Below are 17,595 nucleotides of genomic sequence, written 5' to 3' on the forward strand. Positions count from 1 at the left end.
AATTTGCGTGTTAGCCACAAGGGAGGATCGTGAAGGGAGTCCCCATCATGCGGGTACGGAACGGTGCGGCCTATATCCGCGGGCTTAACGACGGCCGGCGCGTGCTGATCGATGGCGAACCGGTAGCGGATGTCACCACGCACCCTGCGTTCCGCAATGCGGTCGCGTCCTTCGCCGCGCTTTACGACTACCAGGCCGACCCGGCGAACCTCGAACGCATCACCATTGCGGCCGGAGACGCGCGCGTTCACCGTGCCTGGTCGCTGCCGCGCTCTCATGCCGAGCTGGTGACTCGCCGGCACGCCATCGCCGAGTGGTCGGCGCTCAATCTCGGCTTTCTCGGCCGCTCGCCGGACCATCTCGCCAACACGCTGGTCGGCATGATGATAGGCCTGCCGGCGATGCGCGCCTTCGACGCTCAGCGTGCCGATGCCTTCGCGGCTTACGTCGACGACGCTCGCGAGCGCGATCTGTTCGTCACCTATGTCATCCAGAACCCGCAGGCCAACAAGGCAAGGGCGGCGTCCGAGCAGGCCCGCGACGTGGTCGCCCACATCGTGTCGCAGGATGCCGAGGGCATCGTCGTCAGCGGCGCCAAGATGCTCGGCACCAGCGCGGTGATGGCGGACGAGATTTTCGTCGGCACCATCCAGCCGCTGCGGCCGGGCGAGGAACGTTATGCGCTGAGCTTCGCCGTGCCGGTCAGCCATCCCGGTGTCGCGCTGCTGTCGCGCCGGTCCTATGAGCAGGCGGCCGCGTCGGATTTCGACTACCCGCTCTCCAGCCATTTCGACGAAAACGACGCCGTGGTGTTCTTCGACAATGTCCGGGTGCCGTGGAGCCGGGTGTTTGTGTGCGGCAACATCGCCGCCGCCGCCGCGCAATGGCATGGCACGCCGGCCCATGTGATGCAGAACTACCAGTCGCAGATCCGGCTGATGGTGAAGATGCGCTTCCTCGCCGGGCTGGCGCGCCGCATCGCCGAGGTCAACGGCTCGATCGATATCCCGCAGATCAGGGGCGTGCTCGGCAAGCTGGCGGCGCAGGCCTCGCTAGTGGAGGGCATGCTGGCTGGCATGGAGGCGGAGGGCCGGATGGTCGGCGACTATTTCGTCCCGTCCTCGCATTTGCTCTACGCCGCACAGACGCTGACGCAGGAACTCTACCCGCAATTCGTCCTCGCCATCCGTGACCTCGCCGGCGGCGGCGTGATCATGCTGCCATCCTCCGAGCGCGACATGATCAGCCCGCATACCAAGGAACTGGTCGAGGCGACGCAGATTTCGTCGGTAGCCGAACCGCTGGAGCGGGTTCGCCTGTTCAAGCTGGCATGGGACGCGCTCGGCTCGGAATATGCCTCGCGCCACATGCAGTACGAGATGTTCTATGGCGGGGCCTCCTATGTGAACCACGCCCATATGTTCCGCACGTTCGACTGGGCGGAGGCGCGACGGCTGCTCGACGGCGCTCTGGCGCCAGCCGCGGCACGCGCGGCCACCCGCGCCGCCTAGTCCGGCTTCCGGCGCGCCTTGGCGAGGGCCCCGTCGCAGGATGACAGCAGCCCGCGCGTCAGCCGCGCCAGCGTATCGACGTCGCGAGAGCCCAGCGTGCTGAACAGCACGTCGTTCACGCTCACCTGCAGCGGAGCAATGTCCTGCAGCATGGCCCAGGCCTTCGGGGTGAGCACCAGCATCACCCGGCGCCGGTCAACCGCATCGGGACGTTTCTCCAGCAGCCCCATCGCGACCAGCCGGCGGGTCTCAGTGACCACGAACGGCACGCTCACCCGCAGCCGCTCGGCGAGATCGCCGACAGTCACGGCATCGCCGAGATGGGAGAGCGTCATCAGAATATTGTACTGCGGCGGCGTCATGCCCATGGCGCGGGCGATGCCTTCGCGGATTTCCTGCAGCCGCGCGGAAAAGTCGACGAGATCGCGCACCAGTTCGCGGAACGGGCGGTCACTGCCATCGACCAGCAGCGCGGACCGCGAGGTGGTGAGGGGCGCCGCCTGAAGCGCCGTGGCCTGCTTGTCTTTCGCCATCTGTCCCACCCGTCTGCGCCGACCCCGGCCTGCTTTAACGCAAGCGACGGGCGCCAGCAAAGTGCCCGCCAGATGGGCAGTCTTGCCTAAAAATAGATAATTGACAAAGCTAAGTTAGTTAGCAAATTTACAAAGCGTCAACGATGAAAGTGGGCGGCCATGTCGAAGTCAGCCGAGAGTCATCTGCGCAGCCTCAATGATGGGCGATGCATCTACATTGATGGCGGGCGGGTGGAGAATGTTGCCGAGCACCCGGCCTTCCGCAACGCCGCCGGATCGGTGGCCCGGCTGTACGACTTTCAGGCCCGGCCGGAAAACATCGAGAAGATGACCATTGCTGCCGGCAATGGCGCGCGGGTGAGCCGCACCTGGCAGTTGCCAACCTCCTATGACGAACTCGTTGCCCGCCGCGAGGCGCTCGTCGCCTGGGCCGAGCTGCATCACGGCTTCATGGGGCGTTCGCCCGACCATGTCGGCTCGACCCTTGCCGGCATGTATATGGGCCTCGATGTCTATGCGGCGCACCCCGGCGGCCGGCCTGGCGTGGTGAGCGACTATTATCGCTACGCCAGCGAGAACGACCTCTACATCTCCTATGTCATCATCGACCCGCAGGGGGATCGCTCCCGGGCCACCAGTTCGGAGGGCAATGCCGATCTGGCAGTTGCCATCGTCGACGAGGATGCCGGCGGCATTACCGTCCGCGGCGCCAAGATGCTCGGCACCGGGGCGGTGCTGTCCAATGAGGTGCTGGTCACCACGCTGCGCCCGCTGAAGGACGATGAAGGACGCTACGCCTTCACCGCCGCCGTGCCGATGAACCTGCCCGGCATAAAGCTCTTGTCGCGACGCTCCTATGAGGGGGCGGTGTCATCCTCGTTCGACTATCCGCTTTCCAGCCGGTTCGATGAGAACGACGCGCTGCTCTATTTCGACGATGTGAAGATCCCGTGGGATCGCGTCTTCGTGCATCGCGACACCCGTGCGCAGCTGGCGCAATGGCACGACACGCCGGCCCATGCCTACCAGAACTACCAGGCGGAGATCCGCCTGCTGGTGAAGCTGCGCTTTCTGGTCGGGCTGGCGCGCAAGATCACCGAGACGATCGGCACGGTCAACTTCCCCCAAGTGCGCGAGACGCTCGGCGAACTGGCTGGCCATGTCGGCATGATCGAGGCGTTCGTCTACGGCATGGAGGCCAAGGGCCGTCATCGCGGCCCGTACTTCCTGCCGGATGCCGGGCTGATCTATGCCGCGCAGGTGCAGTCGCAGCTGCTCTACCCCAAGATCATCCACTTCCTGCGCGAGCTTTCCGGCGGCGGCGTGCTGATGCTGCCGTCCTGCGTCGGGGATTTCGACCATCCCGACATCGCGCCTCTCATCAAGCGCACGCAGTACTCCCCAAGCCTGAGTTCGCCGGAGCGGGTCAAACTGTTCAAACTGGCGTGGGATGCCGTGGGCTCGGAGTTCGCCTCGCGCCACGCGCAATATGAGATGTTCTATTCCGGGCCGCGCACGGTCACCACCGGCATGGCCTTCCGCACCTTCGATTGGGACAGGGCCACCGGCGCCGTGGACGCGATGCTCGGCAGCTACGACACGCCGGCCATGGCGAGCCCGGCCCCCGTCACCACCCCGCTTGCCGCGCTGGCGCGCTGAGGACCATTCATGGACGCTCTCGTTATCGAAGGCATCACCGTCGCCCCTGGCACCTGCGTGCGCGCTCCCCTGCCGGCGCTCGAACTGGCGGACGGCACGGTGGTGAACCTGCCGCTGCTGCTCATCAACGGCGTAAGGCCGGGGCCGCGCCTCTATATCGGCGCCGGCATCCATGGCGACGAGGTCAACAGCATCGCGCTGGTGGCCAAGGCGCTGGCAACCGTCGATCCGCAGCAGCTCAGCGGGAGCATCGTGTGCGTGCCGGTGCAGCAGCCGCTCGCCCTTCAGGCGGATCATCGCCTGCCGCTGTCGCAATTCCTTAAATCGCCCCTCGATCAGGTGCCGGCCGATGCCTGGACCTGCTTTCCCGGCGACGCCAATGGCAATATCGCGCAGGTGATGGCGGCCACGCTGTTCCGGCTGATCACCCAGTGCGACTACGCGCTTGACGTCCACACCCCGACCCGCGGCGGCAAATATGTGCCGATCGCCATCCTGCCGCATCACTCGCTCGGCACCCATGCCGCCAGGGCGGAAGAGATGGCGCAGGCCCTCGGCACCGGCTGGATCATGCGCGGCGAGCACGGCATGTACATCAGCGACGGCATTCTCTGCGTCGAGGCGACCAAGGCCGGCGTGCCGTGCTTCACCTTCGAGATCGGCGAGGGTGGGCGGCTGGACGCCGAATTCGTCGACATCGGGGCCCAGTGCGTGCTGAACCTGCTGCGCTCCTTCGGCATGATTCCGGGCGAGCGTGTGCCGCCGGCGCAGACCCATGTGATGCGCGACTTCCTCGGCATACGCGCCACCCATGGCGGGCTGCTGATCACCGAGGTCGCGCTCGGCGAGGCGGTCACGCAGGGGCAGGTGCTGTGCCGCATCTTCAATGTCTATGGCGACGAAGTGGAGGTGGTCACGGCGCCGGAGGACGGACTGTTCGTGCGCGCCACCACGCTCGGCACCGTCTCACGCGGCGAACGTGTCGCCACGCTCGGACTGGTTTGACGGTTCCCCGCCCGGGCCTGCCGCTTTGATACGCAGTTTGGCGAAGCAAGCGGATCGATGGGCAAAAAAGCGCCAATCGCCACGCGGGACCGTGGCGGATCTCCCGAAACAAGCTGGCACGTGAATTGCTTATATTGCGTGCCATGCAAGAATACTTGCGCACAGATAAATGAAATTGCGGCCTGCTCCAGCGGGTGCAGCGGTTTGCCTCAGCGATAACAACGGAGTCGGGAAATGAGCGTTCGCCTATCCTTCACGTTCGCAGCCGCAATTACCGCGAGCCTGCTCGTCGCCAACGTCGCCTCGGCGGCCATGGATCCGGCCTGCGAGCCGGCAAAGCTGGCCAGCAAATATCCGGGCCTCGTGGGCAAGACCGTCAAGTTCGGTGCTGATCCGCAGACGCCGCCCTACGTCGCGCGCGACGGCGCCGACTTCAATAAGATGAGCGGCATCGCCGTCGACATGGCCAAGGAAGTCATGGATTGCGCCGGCGCGAAGTACGAGTTCGTGCTCGGCGCATGGTCCGGCATCCTGCCCGCCGTCATTTCCGGCCAGATGGACGCCATGTGGGACGACCTCTACTATAAGCCCGATCGCGCCAAGAACATCGACTTCGTGATGTATATGGGCGCGGGCACCGGCGCCCTCGTGCCGGCCGGCAATCCCAAGAAGGTCATGGCGCTGGGCGACTTCTGCGGCAAGACCGTCGCCTATGGCATTGGCAGCATCGAAGAGGCTGCCACGCTCAAGCAGCAGGAAACCTGCAAGGCCGAAGGCAAGGCCGCTATCACCACGATGCCGTTCCAGGATCTCGCCGCCGGCCTGCGCCTGCTTGAGAGTGATCGCACCGACATCCTGCTGTGGGATCTTGGCTACGTCGATTTCATGGCCGCCGCCAACCCGACCAAATATACCCGCGCCTTTTCGATCGTCAGCGGCTTCCAGATCGGCGTCGGCGTCAAGAAGGGCAATGATGATCTGGTGAAGGCCATCTATGACGGCATCAAGATCATGCAGGCCAACGGTACTCAGAAGAAGATCTTCGCAAAGTACAACACCGACGCGGCGCTCCAGATTCCGGTCGAGATCAAAACCAAGTAACTGGGGCGCGTCCCGCGCATCATTCCACGCGACATGCCGGGGCGGCTCCGTCCCGGCACGTCTCCGTCAGGCAGCTGCACGTCAATGGGCGGCCTTCCGCAAGCGGGGCACTCGGATATGACACGACTTGGAAACGCCGCTCTCGCCCTGGCGACGGCCCTGTTTGTCAGCCTCGTGCCGGCGATGGCGCAAGCTCCGACCGGATCGAGCATCGAGGACATGGCGAGCGGCCTGAGCGCGGCCGATCCCTATGCCGCCATGGCGTTCGGCTGGTTCTGGGAGTTCCTGTCCTACTGCACCTCCAGCTTCCTGTGGGAGGGAGCCTGGGTGGCGGTCCAGATCACCGCCATCTCCATGACCCTCGGCCTGATGCTCGGCCTCGTGCTGGCGCTGATGCGGCTGTCCACGCTGAGCGTCGTGCGGGGGGTGTCGTGGTTCTACATCTGGATCACACGCGGCACCCCACAATTGCTGCAACTGGTGTTCATCTTCAACGCGCTGCCCTTCGTCGGGTTGAAGTTCGACAGCTTCACCACCGCCGTCATCGGCTTCTCGCTCAATCAGGCGGCGTTCAGCGCCGAAATCATCCGCGGCGGCATCCTTTCGGTGAACCGCAACCAAGCGATCGCCGCGACCTCGCTCGGCATGGGCCCGTTTCTGGCCCTGCGCCGGATCATCCTGCCGCAGGCGATGCGCGCGATCCTGCCCGGTGTCGGCAACGATACGATCAGCATGCTGAAGCTGACCTCGATCGCCTCGATCGTGTTCGTCAACGAACTCACCTTCCGCTCGCAACAGATCGTCGGCCAGAACAACAAGTTCTTCACCGTCTTCGCCGCGACCTCGCTGATCTACCTGATCCTGGTGAGCATCATCTCTCTGGCGCAGGGCTGGGCGGAGCGGCGCTTCGACCTGGAGAAGGACCAACGCACCGACACGGCCTTCGGCCGCATGCTCGGCTTTCGCCTGAAGGCCGAGCCCGCGCCTGCTGCGGCGCCCGTCGCGGTGGATGGGCCCGCGGGGGACACGCTCGCGGCCGTTCCCGCCGGTTCGGACGACCTGTTCCGCACGCTGGTGAACGCCGATGCCGACCCCGTGCCGCGCGGCGAGCCGCTGGTGGTCTGTCACAACGTGCAGAAGGAATACGGGACCAACAAGGTGCTGAACGGCATCGACCTGACGGTCAATCGCGGCGAGGTTGTCGTGCTGCTGGGGCCGAGCGGCTCGGGAAAGAGCACGTTCCTGCGTGCCATCAATCATCTGGAATCAGTGGACTGGGGCTCCATCACAGTCGGCGGCGCGTATGTCGGCTACCAGCTGATGCCCGGTGGCCAACCGCGCCCGACCGGTCGGCTGGCAAAGGCCCGGGCGGACGCCCGCATCTCCATGGTGTTCCAGCACTTCAACCTGTTCAACCATATGAGTGCGCTGGAAAATGTCATGGAGGCGCCGATCCGGGTGTTCGGCATCAAGCCGGATGTCGCCCGCGATATGGCAACCCGTCTGCTCGGCGAGGTCGGCCTGCAGAACCACATCAATCACCTGCCGCACCGGCTCTCCGGCGGCCAGCAGCAGCGCGTGGCGATTGCCCGCGCGCTGGCGATCTCGCCGCGCCTGATGCTGTTCGACGAGCCGACCTCGGCGCTTGATCCCGAGCTGGTCGGCGAGGTGCTCGGCGTCATGCGCAAGCTCGCGGATGCCGGCATGACGATGGTGGTGGTGACGCACGAAATCCGCTTCGCCCGCGATGTCGCCGACCGCGTCGTCTTCATGGATGGCGGCGTGGTGGTGGAGCAGGGCACGCCGGAACAGGTGATCGACAACCCGACGCATGAGCGCACGCGCCGCTTCCTGCGCGCCGTCAATCCACCATGAGCGGGCGGGCGATCCCTCAGAAGGTGGGCGGGGTGTTGATCCAGATGACCCGGCAGTTCTCGTCGCCAGAGGCGCGATAGCTGTGGGTGCGGTCGGACAGGAAGAAGAAACTGTGTCCCGTAGGCACCCGGTATTGCTCGCCCTCGACGATGAGTTCGAGTTCGCCCGTCAGCACATAGCCAACCTCTTCACCGGCATGCTGGAACGGGCCGCACATCGGCCCCTTGGCCGGCATTTCCAGAAGCAGGCCCTCAAGCTGGCGATGCTGGGCGAAGGGCGTGAGGATTTCAGCGGTGCTGCCGTCGCCTTCTTCGGCGGCGCGGGTGTAACGCGGCCGGTCGTTCGGCCCGTAGACCGTGCAGATCTCGTCTTCCTTGGGGTCGAGCAGCGCGGCGACATTGACGTTCAGCGCCTTGCACAGCCGGTGAAGCGTGCTCAGCGAGGGCACCACCAGGGAGTTCTCGATGCGCGACAGCAGGCTTTCCGAGCAGCCGGCAGCCGTGGCCAGGTCCTTCAACCGCAGCCGGTGCAGACGGCGCAGATAGCGCACGCGAGGACCGACCGCTGGCAGGGTCTCATCGCTGTGGTCGATCTCGCTATTTGCCATTGTCACACCGCCCTGTTTCCAAGCCGCTGTTGCTGCCGCGTCCCTGGAGACGTGCTGAACAGGATTCGCTCTGGGCACGCCCTGTCCTCCTTAGCAGAACCCCCGCCGCTTGTGCAAAACGCAAGCGCAGATCCTATTTTCGCAAGCTGTTAAAATTAGTTGCATAATACGCAAGTCACTTGCATAACCGAGTCAGCAGATCGCGGGGGAGGATAAACGATGCGGATGTCGATCGACGTGGGCGGCACCTTCACCGACTTGATGGTGGATGTTCCCGGCAGCGCCGCCACCATGTTCAAGTCGCCGACCACCTATCCCGATCCGATCGGCGGCATCCTCGGTGCGGTCGAACTCGCCGCCGGCGCGCGGGGCGTCAGCGTCCGGGATCTGCTGGCACAGACTGAAATCCTGTTCCACTCCACCACCCGCGCCATCAACGCCGTCATTACCGGCAATGCCGCCCGCACGGCGCTGCTGGTGACGCAGGGCCACCCGGATATCCTGCTTATCCGCGAGGGTGGGCGTACCGACCCGTTCAACTACCGCAATGCCTATCCCGCGCCCTACATTCCGCGTGCGCTGACGTTCGAGATTCCCGAGCGCATCTGGGCCGATGGCCGCGTGCATGCGCCACTGGATGAAGCCGCCGCCCTCGCCGTGATCGAGCAGTTGAAGGCCAGGAAGGTTGAGGCCGTCGCGGTGTCGCTGATCTGGTCGATCGTCAATCCCGTCCATGAGCGGCGTCTGGGCCAGATGCTGGCCGAGCACCTGCCGGGCGTTCCCTACACGCTGTCGCATGAACTCAATCCGACGGTGCGCGAGTATCGCCGCACCTCGTCCTGCGCCATCGACGCCTCGCTCAAGCCGATCATGAGCGACTATCTGCGCACGCTGAAGGCGCGGCTGGAAGAGCGCGGCCTCAAGGGCCAGATCTTCGCCGTCACCTCGCAGGGCGGCCTCGTCGATGTATCGGATCTCGCCGAACGTCCCATCCTGGCGCTGAATTCCGGGCCGGCCATGGCCCCGGTCGCCGGCCGGCATTTCGCCGAGCTGGAGGGCGCCACCACCGCCATCGTCACCGACGCTGGTGGCACGACTTATGATGTCTCTCTGGTCAAGGACGGCGCACTGCCCTGGACCCGCGAGACCTGGCTCGGACCGATCTATCAGGGCAACCTCACCGGCTTTCCCTCGGTGGACGTGAAAAGCGTCGGCGCCGGCGGCGGCAGCATCGCGCGCGTCGATAGCGCCGGCTTGCTCCATGTCGGCCCTGAAAGCGCGGGGTCGACCCCCGGCCCGGTGTGCTATGGCCGCGGTGGCACCAAGCCCACCGTCACGGACGCCGCCGTGGCGCTCGGCTATATCGACCCGACCTTCTTCCTCGGCGGCCAGATGAGTCTGGCCCTGCAGACCGCGCGCGACGCGATCCAGACCGAGGTCGCCGGTCCGCTCGGCATCAGCGTGGAGGAGGCGGCGCTCTCCATCCTCGACCTCACCACCGAGGGCATGGTCAACGCCATTGAGGACATCACCGTCAAGCAGGGCATCGACCCGCAGGAGACCGTGATGATCGGCGGCGGCGGGGCGGCCGGCATCAATGCGGTGCTGATCGCGCGGCGGCTTCGCTGCGACACCATCATCTTCCCCGATGTCGGCGCGGCGCTCAGCGCGGCCGGCGCGATGATGTCGGAACTGACGACGGAGTATTCCCAGATCGGTTTCATGAAGACGACGGCATTCGACGCTGAGCGCGCCACTTCCATCATCGCCGATCTGGTCAGCCGGGCGCAGGCCTTCTTCGAGAAGGCCGGTCCCAATGCCCGCGACAAGCGCATCGATCTTGCCATCGAGGCGCGCTATCCCTCGCAGGTGTGGGAGATCGACGTGCCCCTGCGCGGCGCCACTTTCGAAACCGACGCTGATGTCGCCGCGCTGATCGCCGACTTCCACGCCCGCCATGTCGATCTGTTCTCGTTCCGCGACGACGGTGACGCCGTCGAGATCATGAGCTGGCGCGCTCTCGCCCGTTGCCGTCTGTCGGATGCCACCTCGATCCGGCTGGCCGACGACGCGCAGGAAACAGACGCCCTCGCGCACCGCCCGATGTTCTTCCGCGAGACCGGGCTGATCGACGCGCCGGCCTACCGGCTGGAACATCTGCCGGCGGACACCGAGGTGCATGGCCCGGCCATCGTCGACAGCAACTTCACCACCATCGTCATCAATCCCGGTGCCCGGGCAGTGCGGCGGCCCGGCGGCCATCTCGTGGTTCACAGCGCGGCATAGGAGCAGGACATGAACATCCAGGCACCGGCTCCGGCCGCCACCAAGTTCGACGGGGTGAAGCTCGCCATCATGCAGAAGCGCTTCGACGGCGTGACCCGCAAGATGGCCAACACGCTGCTGCGCACCGCCCGCTCCGGCGTCATCAATACCGCCCGCGACTTTTCCTGCGCGCTGGTCACCGCCGATTGCGAATTGCTGACGGCTGCCGACAGCTACCCGATCCACGTCATCGGCGGCGCGGATCTGATGGCGCGGGCGATGCTCGACATCCACCCGGACGTGAAGCGCGGCGACGCCTTCCTGCACAATTCGCCCTATCACGGCAATTCGCACGCTGCCGACCACACGATCCTCGTGCCGGTGTTCGACGACAATGACGTCCACCGTTTTACCGTCGTGGCCAAGGCGCACCAGGCCGACTGCGGCAACTCGCTGCCCACCACCTATATGGGCAATGCGCGCGACGTGTATGAGGAAGGCGCGCTGATCTTCCCGGCGGTGAAGGTGCAGTCCGACTACGTCGACAATCGCGACATCATCAATATGTGCCTGATGCGCATCCGCGTGCCGGAGCAGTGGCGCGGCGACTACCTCGCCATGGTCGGTGCCGCCCGCATCGGCGAGCGCGAGATCGTCCGCATGGGCCGCGAACTCGGCTGGGACGCGCTCACCGAGCACGCCGCCCAATGGTTCGACGTCACCGAGCGTCAGATGGTCGAGGTCATCTCCACGATCCACTCCGGCAGCGCGCGCGGCACCTGCACGCATGATCCGCTGCCGGGAACGCCGGCGGGCGGCATCCCCGCCAATGCCGACGTCACCATCGACGCCGCCAATGGCCGCATCATCGTCGACCTCACCGACAATATTGACTGCCTGCCGGTCGGCGTGAATCTCAGCCACGCCTGCGCCCGCACCGCCGCGCTGGTCGGCGTGCTCAACAGCCTGCCTCGCCCGGTGACGCCGAACGCTGGCAGCCTGCGGCGCATCGAGGTGCGGTTGCGGGAGAACTGCGTCGTCGGCATTCCGCGCCACCCGCATTCCACCTCGGTCGCCACCACCAATCTCGGCGATCGCGTCTCCAATGCCGTGCAGCTCGCCATGGCCGCTATCGACCCGAGCGTCGGCATGGCGGAAGGTGGCGCGGCGTTGCCGCCCTCAGCCGGCGTCATCTCCGGCCACGACCCGCGCAATGGCCACGCCTTCGTCAATGAGGTGATCCTGGCGGCCGGTGGCGGGCCGGGCACGCCGGTGCAGGATGGCTGGCTCTCGCTGTTCTGCATGGGTAATGCCGGTATGCCCTTCTATGACAGCATCGAGATCGACGAGATGCTGCACCCGATGATGATCGAGACCCGCACGATTCTCATCGATAGCGAGGGCGCTGGCACATTTCGTGGCGCGCCGGGCATCAAGACCGCGTTCCGGCCGATCGATTGCGATTTCGAACTCGGCTTCTGCAGCGACGGGACGGTCAATCCTTCGCTGGGCACCTGCGGCGGCGGCAATGCGCTGCCCGCCAGCCAGTATCTGGAATCGGACGCCGGCGAGGTGGTGCATCTCACGACCTCCGAGCATGTCCATGTGCGCGTCGACCAGCGCGTGGTGTCGCTCTCCAATGGCGGCGGCGGCTTTGGCGTGCCTGGCGAGCGCGACCCGGCGCGCGTCGCGGTCGATGTGGCGGAAGGCTGGGTCAGCGTCGGCCGGGCGCGCGACATTTATCGCGTGGCGCTCACCGCCGAGGGCAAGGTCGATGCGGCGGGCACCGCCGCGCTGCGGGCCGGCTGAGGGTTGGATATGAGCGTGCGGGATCAACTGGCGCGGGCCGCGCGCGCGGATGGCGACAGTCTCGTCGCCATCACCAAGCGCCTCTTGGCAAGGCGCAGTGAAACGCCGCCCGGCGACACCAACGCCATGGCCGACGAGGTGGTGGCGATCCTCGACGATATGCCGGCCATCGAAATCGAGCGCCACCCCAGCGCCGACCCTGTGATGAACCTCGTCCTGCGGCTGCGCGGGGGCAGGCCGGGCCGCCGACTGATCTTCAACGGCCATATGGACACCTTTCCGCTCGGCGACCGCGCGGCATGGTCCACCGACCCGGATGGCGAGGTCCGCGACGGCAAGCTCTACGGCCTTGGCGTCTCCGATATGAAGGGCGGGCTGGCCGCCATACTGTTCGCGCTGCGCCATCTCGCCGCCCACCGCGACGCGCTTCCTGGCGAGGTCGTCGCCACCTTTGCCGGCGACGAGGAGACCATGGGCGTGCTCGGCTCCAAGCTGCTGCTCGACACCGTCCCGCATGCCCGCGGCGACGCCATGATCAGCGCCGATGCCGGCTCGCCCCACGTGCTGCGCTTCGGCGAGAAGGGCATGATCTGGCTGAAGCTGTCCGCCAAGGGCAAGGCGGCCCACGCCGCCCATGTCCATCGCGGCGAGAGTGCCATCGAGAAGCTGGTCGACGCCATCGCCGCGCTGCGCGCGCTCCGGGCCCTGCCGGTCGATGCGCCGCCGGCGGTGCTGGACGCTATCGCGACATCAAGCGCGGCGTCCGAGGCACTGTCCGGTGCCGGTGAAAGCGACGTGCTGCGCCATGTCACCATCACCTTCGGCACCATTTCCGGTGGGCGGCTTTCCAACCTCATCGCCGACCATGCCGAGGCCACCGCCGATGTGCGCCTGCCGGTCGGCATCAGCGTCGCGCAGGTGGAGGCCGAGATCGTCAGGCTGGCGACGCTGCACGATGTGGGCGTGGAGATCACCCGTCGCTACGAGCCGAGCTGGACCGATCCCGGCCATGAGGTCATCGGCCTGCTCAAGGCCAATTGCGCGGCGATCCTCGGCATCACCCCGATGGTGAACATGCGCGTTGGCGCGTCGGATGCCCGGCATTATCGCGGTGCCGGCGTGCCGACCGTGGTATGCGGCCCGACCTCCTACAATATGGGCGCGGCCGACGAGCATGTCGTGATCGACGAACTGGTGGCGCTCGGCGAGATATTCACCGTCACCGCCTTTGATTTCCTCAACGGCTAGAGGCCAGCATCATGTCCGATCTTAGGGGCAAGACCGTGCTCATCACCGGCGCGGGCTCCGGCATCGGGCGCGCCCATGCGGTGCATTTCGCCGGCATCGGCTGCAACGTCATCGCCCACGACATCACCCCTGCCGCCCTCGCGGCGACGCTCGGCGAGCTGGGGGAGGCCGGACACAGCGCGATCGCCTTCGCCTGCGACATGCTGGAAGTCGAGCGTTTCGAGGACGGCATCCGTGCGCTGGACCAGACGCACCCGATCGACGTGCTGATCAACAATGCCGGCATCGCCGGCGACGGCGCAATTGAGGAGGTCGATGCGCCGTTCATCGACCGCGTTTTCCGGGTCAATGTCGGCGGCACCATCTCCGCCACGCGCGGCGTCATCGCCGGCATGAAGCTCCGCCGCGCGGGACGCATCGTCAACACCTCGTCGAACTGGGGCGTGGTCGGCCACGCCAATTCGTCGATCTACGCCGCCTCCAAGGCCGCGATCATGGGGCTGACCAAGTCCTGGGCGCGCGAATTCGCGCCGTGGGGCATCACCGTCAACGCTATCGCGCCCGGTGGCATTGAGACGGCGCTGCTCGAGACGAGCCCCGAGCGCATCGCCCGCATCCCGCTGCGCCGCCATGGCCGACCTGTGGAGGTCGCCCAACTCGCCGCTTTCCTCGCCTGCGATGCCGCCGACTACATCACCGGTTCGGTGGTCAATCTGAACGGCGGCGAAGACATTGTGGGGTGACGCTGTGGGTGTGCGATCTCCAAGGCGATGAAGTCGTCAAATCGCACTCGACAGCGAATGTCGGAATCGGTTGAGACCTGCCCGGGGATGACGGCATTCTGGGAGGGGGACGCGCGGGGACGGAACGGGTACCCAACCTCGGGGGCGACGCCGCCACCCTTAACGACGTCATGGCCGGGCTTGGCCCGGCCATCCACGACTTGGCTCGCCGCGCACGGCCCCAAGTCGTGGATCCCCGGATCAAGTCCGGGGATGACGGCGTTGGGGCGGGGACGGCGTGACCAAGGCGGCACGCGATCCCGGATCGGCCTTTGGCCGTCCGGGATGACGCTTCACAAAGATGTCGTCATCCCGGCCGGAGGCGTAGCCGGAGAGCCGGGATCGTCATCCGTTGGAGAGCCTGCGGCGGGTACATCGGGCAAGCCGGAGCGCGATCCCGGCTCGGCCTGCGGCCGTCCGGGATGACGGTTACAGGCGCCGCGATGGGCGGAGGCGCCGACGCACCGGCGCGGCGAAGAGCTTTCTAGGAAAATAAACCTAGACAGATCCACCAATCTCCGTCATCCTGCCCGCACCTGTCCTCACCGAGGGGTGCGTCCGGAGCGGCCGGCGTGGGGGATGGGGGCGGTGGCGGCGTCGGCGGGAGTAACGCACCCGGTGGCGTCGCGGCCCAAGTCGGGTGTTCCCGTGCGGCGTAGCGCCGTTCACGGGCGGGATGCTACGCGCCTTCAAGCGCGTGGGCGCCGCCTTCAGTGGAGGATAGCAAGTCTGACTCCTCCAGGGGCCTCCCGAAGCAAGCCATAAAACACCGCGTGCGGGGCGCCGGGAGCGGCGTGTCGGTTGGCTGAGTGAAGGCTTGCACCACCTTTCAAAACAAAGGTGCAGGCGGCCGCCGTTGGCGTCCGCCCCGGTGCCCCGCGCGCCCTTCCAAGGGCGGATGGGAACGGTGCAGAGCCCCGGCCGCGACAGCGGTGCGGGGGTTTTGGTGCGGAGGTGTCCATTCGTCATCCCGGCCCCTCGGGTCTTGCCTTTGGCAAGCCCAAGGGCAGGCTCCGCGAAGCCGGAGAGCCGGGATCGCATGACGCGCTCATCACCACCTGCACGACGTCAGGACCGGACTTGACCCGGCCATCCACGTCTTCCCGCCGTCGCGCCCGGCCCCAAGTCGTGGATCCCCGGATCAAGTCCGGGGATGACGGCATTCTGGGAGGGCGACCGCGTGACCAGGGCGGCACGCGATCCCGGATCGGCCTTTGGCCGTCCGGGATGACGGGGAGTGTTTCCGGGCGCCGGCGCGCCTTCTACTCGCCCCGGCGCCGGCCGTTCAGCCGGTTGAGGACATCGAGGAACACCGAAATGAAGAAGAACGAGGCGAGGAACATGATGACGGCGTAGAGCGCAAAGCTCTCCGCCACATCGGGATAGCGCCCTTCGAGATAGCTGACCGCGAGGAAGCCCGCCACCGCGCCGAGGCCGCCGGCAAGCGCGCCGCTGGTGCGAGGGTTGAGCGGAAACAGTGCCATGGTGCGGCCCTCCCCGTCTCAGCCCAGCGCCGCGCCATGCGGCACGCCGTGATGGTCGAGCACCTCGATGACCTTCGCAACCAGCTCGGCCTCGGCGCAGGAGAACTGCGCCGGGCGGCTCTCGCGCCATTCCGCATTGTCGGTGATGGCGGCGGCGGCCTTGGCGCCCTCGATCAGATCCTTGATCTGGACCGTGGGGCGAGGGTTGCCGGCTTCATCAACGGCGTTCCGCTCGTCCGAACCCTGAATGACGACGCATGGAGAGTTCCGCCGGTCGGCATATTTGAACTGGTTGCCGAGATTCTTCGGGTTGCCGAGATACATCTCGGCGCGGATGCCGCTTTTACGCAACTGCGCCACGAGGCCCATATAATGGGCCGTCTGGTCGCGATCCATGACCACCACCACGACCGGGCCGAACTCGGGTTTGGCCTCGGTTTTCAGATAGGAGAGCGCAGAAGCCAGGCGCGAGACGCCGATGGAGAAACCGGTCGCCGGCACCGCCTCGCCGCGGAAACGGCCGACCAGCCCGTCATAACGCCCGCCGCCGCCGACCGAGCCGAAGCGCACCGGGCGGCCCTTCTCGTCCGAGACGGTGAAGGTCAGCTCGGCCTCGAAGACCGGGCCGGTGTAGTATTCGAGGCCGCGCACGACGGAGGGGTCGATGCGGATGCGCTCGCGGCCATAGCCTGAAGCCTCCGCAAGAACGGCAATCTCGGCCAGTTCCTCAATGCCCTTCCGCGATGTTTCGTAGTTTCCGAAGAGGGTCATTAGGCTATCGAGAACACCCTTGTTGCTCTCACGGAACGAGCCACCATAGCCTTTGTGGTGTCCACCCTCGGCCGCACCAGTAACATCCTCAAGCGGCGTGACATCACCGGACTGGAGGGCCACGAAACTGACGACGGTATCAATAGCCTCGTCATCCAGCCCGGCACCCTTGGTGAAGTCGCCGCTCTTGGCCTCGGGGTTCTCCCAGCGGCCTTCGCCGAGCAGGTCGCGCACGCCGTCAATGCCCACCTTGTCGAACTTGTCGATGGCACGCAGCACGGTGAGCCGGCGGCCAGCATTCTCCTCGCCGCCGAGGCCGATGGCCTCCAGCACGCCGTCGAGCACCTTGCGGTTGTTGACCTTGATGACGAACTTGCCGGCCAGCCCAAGCGCCTCCAGCGTGTCGGCCATCATCATGCAGATCTCGGCGTCCGCCGCGACGGTGGGGGCGCCCACCGTGTCGGCGTCGAACTGCATGAACTGGCGGAAGCGGCCGGGGCCGGGCTTCTCGTTGCGGAACACCCAGCCCGCCCGGTAGGAGCGGAAGGGCTTGGGCAGCTTGTCGAAATTCTCCGCCACATGGCGGGCGAGCGGGGCGGTCAGGTCGTAGCGCAGCGAGAGCCACTGCTCGTCATCGTCCTGGAAGGAGAACACGCCCTCATTCGGCCGGTCCTGATCGGGCAGGAATTTGCCGAGCGCGTCGGTGTATTCGATGAAGGGGGTTTCCAGCGCCTCGAAGCCGTAGAGCTCATAGACCTTGCGGATGGTCTCCAGCATGGCGCGCGTGCCGCCGAGCTCGGCCGGCCCGCGATCGGCGAAACCGCGCGGCAGGCGGGCCTTGGGTTTGCTCGCCTTGAGTTTGCTGGGCTTGTCCGTGGCCATGGCACCGTCCTTCAAAAGTCTCGGCGCGGTTTAGAGGACGCAGGCGCGGGCGGCAAGACGGCG

Annotated in this window: 13 protein-coding genes; 9 read left to right on the forward strand and 4 right to left on the reverse strand. The window is 66.3% G+C overall.

The window, feature by feature from the left end; translation table 11 throughout:
• Window positions 1-47: 47 nt before the first annotated feature.
• Window positions 48-1,511 (forward strand): 4-hydroxyphenylacetate 3-hydroxylase family protein, encoded by a 1,464-nt coding sequence (locus tag OU996_RS01065; protein WP_267583839.1) that lies wholly within the window; start codon window positions 48-50, stop codon window positions 1,509-1,511.
• On the opposite strand, the gene OU996_RS01070 is transcribed toward OU996_RS01065, so the two are convergent.
• On the reverse strand, window positions 1,508-2,044 hold the full coding sequence (locus tag OU996_RS01070; RefSeq protein ID WP_267583840.1) for a MarR family winged helix-turn-helix transcriptional regulator: 537 nt from the start codon (window positions 2,042-2,044) through the stop codon (window positions 1,508-1,510). The two genes, OU996_RS01065 and OU996_RS01070, sit on opposite strands and share 4 nt — an antisense overlap.
• Before the next feature lie 159 nt (window positions 2,045-2,203).
• Between OU996_RS01070 and OU996_RS01075 the strand changes: the two genes are divergently transcribed.
• The 4 genes from OU996_RS01075 to OU996_RS21370 all read left to right on the forward strand — a co-directional run bounded on the left by OU996_RS01075 (window position 2,204) and on the right by OU996_RS21370 (window position 7,684).
• On the forward strand, window positions 2,204-3,703 hold the full coding sequence (locus tag OU996_RS01075) for a 4-hydroxyphenylacetate 3-hydroxylase family protein (RefSeq protein ID WP_267583841.1): 1,500 nt from the start codon (window positions 2,204-2,206) through the stop codon (window positions 3,701-3,703).
• A 9-nt stretch (window positions 3,704-3,712) separates the two neighbouring features.
• Entirely contained in the window at window positions 3,713-4,708 is a 996-nt protein-coding gene (locus OU996_RS01080) for a succinylglutamate desuccinylase/aspartoacylase family protein (RefSeq protein WP_267583842.1), read from the forward strand.
• Between the two features lie 234 nt (window positions 4,709-4,942).
• Window positions 4,943-5,809, forward strand: a complete 867-nt coding sequence (locus OU996_RS01085; RefSeq protein WP_267583843.1) for an ABC transporter substrate-binding protein — start codon at window positions 4,943-4,945, stop codon at window positions 5,807-5,809.
• Window positions 5,810-5,926: 117 nt separating this feature from the next.
• Window positions 5,927-7,684, forward strand: a complete 1,758-nt coding sequence (locus tag OU996_RS21370; protein WP_324290718.1) for an amino acid ABC transporter permease/ATP-binding protein — start codon at window positions 5,927-5,929, stop codon at window positions 7,682-7,684.
• A 16-nt stretch (window positions 7,685-7,700) separates the two neighbouring features.
• Here OU996_RS21370 and OU996_RS01100 read toward each other — a convergent pair whose 3' ends face one another.
• Complete coding sequence (locus OU996_RS01100) at window positions 7,701-8,291, reverse strand: helix-turn-helix domain-containing protein (RefSeq protein WP_267583844.1); 591 nt, start codon at window positions 8,289-8,291, stop codon at window positions 7,701-7,703.
• A gap of 225 nt (window positions 8,292-8,516) precedes the next feature.
• Here OU996_RS01100 and OU996_RS01105 point away from each other — a divergent pair, with 225 nt between their 5' ends.
• From OU996_RS01105 to OU996_RS01120, 4 genes are read left to right on the forward strand one after another with little or no spacing between them, the layout of a single operon-like run.
• On the forward strand, window positions 8,517-10,577 hold the full coding sequence (locus tag OU996_RS01105) for a hydantoinase/oxoprolinase family protein (RefSeq protein ID WP_267583845.1): 2,061 nt from the start codon (window positions 8,517-8,519) through the stop codon (window positions 10,575-10,577).
• Between the two features lie 9 nt (window positions 10,578-10,586).
• The gene (locus OU996_RS01110; RefSeq protein ID WP_267583846.1) at window positions 10,587-12,365 is read left to right on the forward strand and encodes a hydantoinase B/oxoprolinase family protein; all 1,779 of its coding nucleotides are present in this window, start codon (window positions 10,587-10,589) and stop codon (window positions 12,363-12,365) included.
• A gap of 15 nt (window positions 12,366-12,380) precedes the next feature.
• A complete protein-coding gene (locus OU996_RS01115) occupies window positions 12,381-13,613 on the forward strand; it encodes a M20/M25/M40 family metallo-hydrolase (RefSeq protein WP_267583847.1) in 1,233 nt (410 codons plus the stop codon).
• An 11-nt stretch (window positions 13,614-13,624) separates the two neighbouring features.
• On the forward strand, window positions 13,625-14,356 hold the full coding sequence (locus OU996_RS01120) for an SDR family NAD(P)-dependent oxidoreductase (RefSeq protein WP_267583848.1): 732 nt from the start codon (window positions 13,625-13,627) through the stop codon (window positions 14,354-14,356).
• 1,301 nt (window positions 14,357-15,657) lie between these two features.
• Here the strand turns inward: OU996_RS01120 and OU996_RS01125 are convergent.
• Both OU996_RS01125 and hisS read right to left on the reverse strand, forming a co-directional pair.
• The gene (locus tag OU996_RS01125) at window positions 15,658-15,879 is read right to left on the reverse strand and encodes a hypothetical protein (RefSeq protein WP_267583849.1); all 222 of its coding nucleotides are present in this window, start codon (window positions 15,877-15,879) and stop codon (window positions 15,658-15,660) included.
• A gap of 18 nt (window positions 15,880-15,897) precedes the next feature.
• Window positions 15,898-17,532 carry a histidine--tRNA ligase gene (gene hisS, locus OU996_RS01130; protein WP_267583850.1) on the reverse strand — a complete coding sequence of 545 codons (1,635 nt, stop codon included), beginning with the start codon at window positions 17,530-17,532 and terminating at the stop codon, window positions 15,898-15,900.
• Between the last annotated feature and the right edge of the window lie 63 nt (window positions 17,533-17,595).

Origin of the sequence: Ancylobacter sp. SL191, from assembly GCF_026625645.1 — a bacterium.
GTDB lineage: Bacteria > Pseudomonadota > Alphaproteobacteria > Rhizobiales > Xanthobacteraceae > Ancylobacter.

Excerpts from the sequence above, each read along its gene's own strand:
- OU996_RS01065 (WP_267583839.1), top strand. The coding sequence starts at position 48 with ATGCGGGTACGGAACGGTGCGGCCTATATCCGCGGGCTTAACGACGGC.
- OU996_RS01070 (WP_267583840.1), bottom strand. The coding sequence starts at position 2,044 with ATGGCGAAAGACAAGCAGGCCACGGCGCTTCAGGCGGCGCCCCTCACC.
- OU996_RS01075 (WP_267583841.1), top strand. The coding sequence starts at position 2,204 with ATGTCGAAGTCAGCCGAGAGTCATCTGCGCAGCCTCAATGATGGGCGA.
- OU996_RS01080 (WP_267583842.1), top strand. The coding sequence starts at position 3,713 with ATGGACGCTCTCGTTATCGAAGGCATCACCGTCGCCCCTGGCACCTGC.
- OU996_RS01085 (WP_267583843.1), top strand. The coding sequence starts at position 4,943 with ATGAGCGTTCGCCTATCCTTCACGTTCGCAGCCGCAATTACCGCGAGC.
- OU996_RS21370 (WP_324290718.1), top strand. The coding sequence starts at position 5,927 with ATGACACGACTTGGAAACGCCGCTCTCGCCCTGGCGACGGCCCTGTTT.
- OU996_RS01100 (WP_267583844.1), bottom strand. The coding sequence starts at position 8,291 with ATGGCAAATAGCGAGATCGACCACAGCGATGAGACCCTGCCAGCGGTC.
- OU996_RS01105 (WP_267583845.1), top strand. The coding sequence starts at position 8,517 with ATGTCGATCGACGTGGGCGGCACCTTCACCGACTTGATGGTGGATGTT.
- OU996_RS01110 (WP_267583846.1), top strand. The coding sequence starts at position 10,587 with ATGAACATCCAGGCACCGGCTCCGGCCGCCACCAAGTTCGACGGGGTG.
- OU996_RS01120 (WP_267583848.1), top strand. The coding sequence starts at position 13,625 with ATGTCCGATCTTAGGGGCAAGACCGTGCTCATCACCGGCGCGGGCTCC.
- OU996_RS01125 (WP_267583849.1), bottom strand. The coding sequence starts at position 15,879 with ATGGCACTGTTTCCGCTCAACCCTCGCACCAGCGGCGCGCTTGCCGGC.
- hisS (WP_267583850.1), bottom strand. The coding sequence starts at position 17,532 with ATGGCCACGGACAAGCCCAGCAAACTCAAGGCGAGCAAACCCAAGGCC.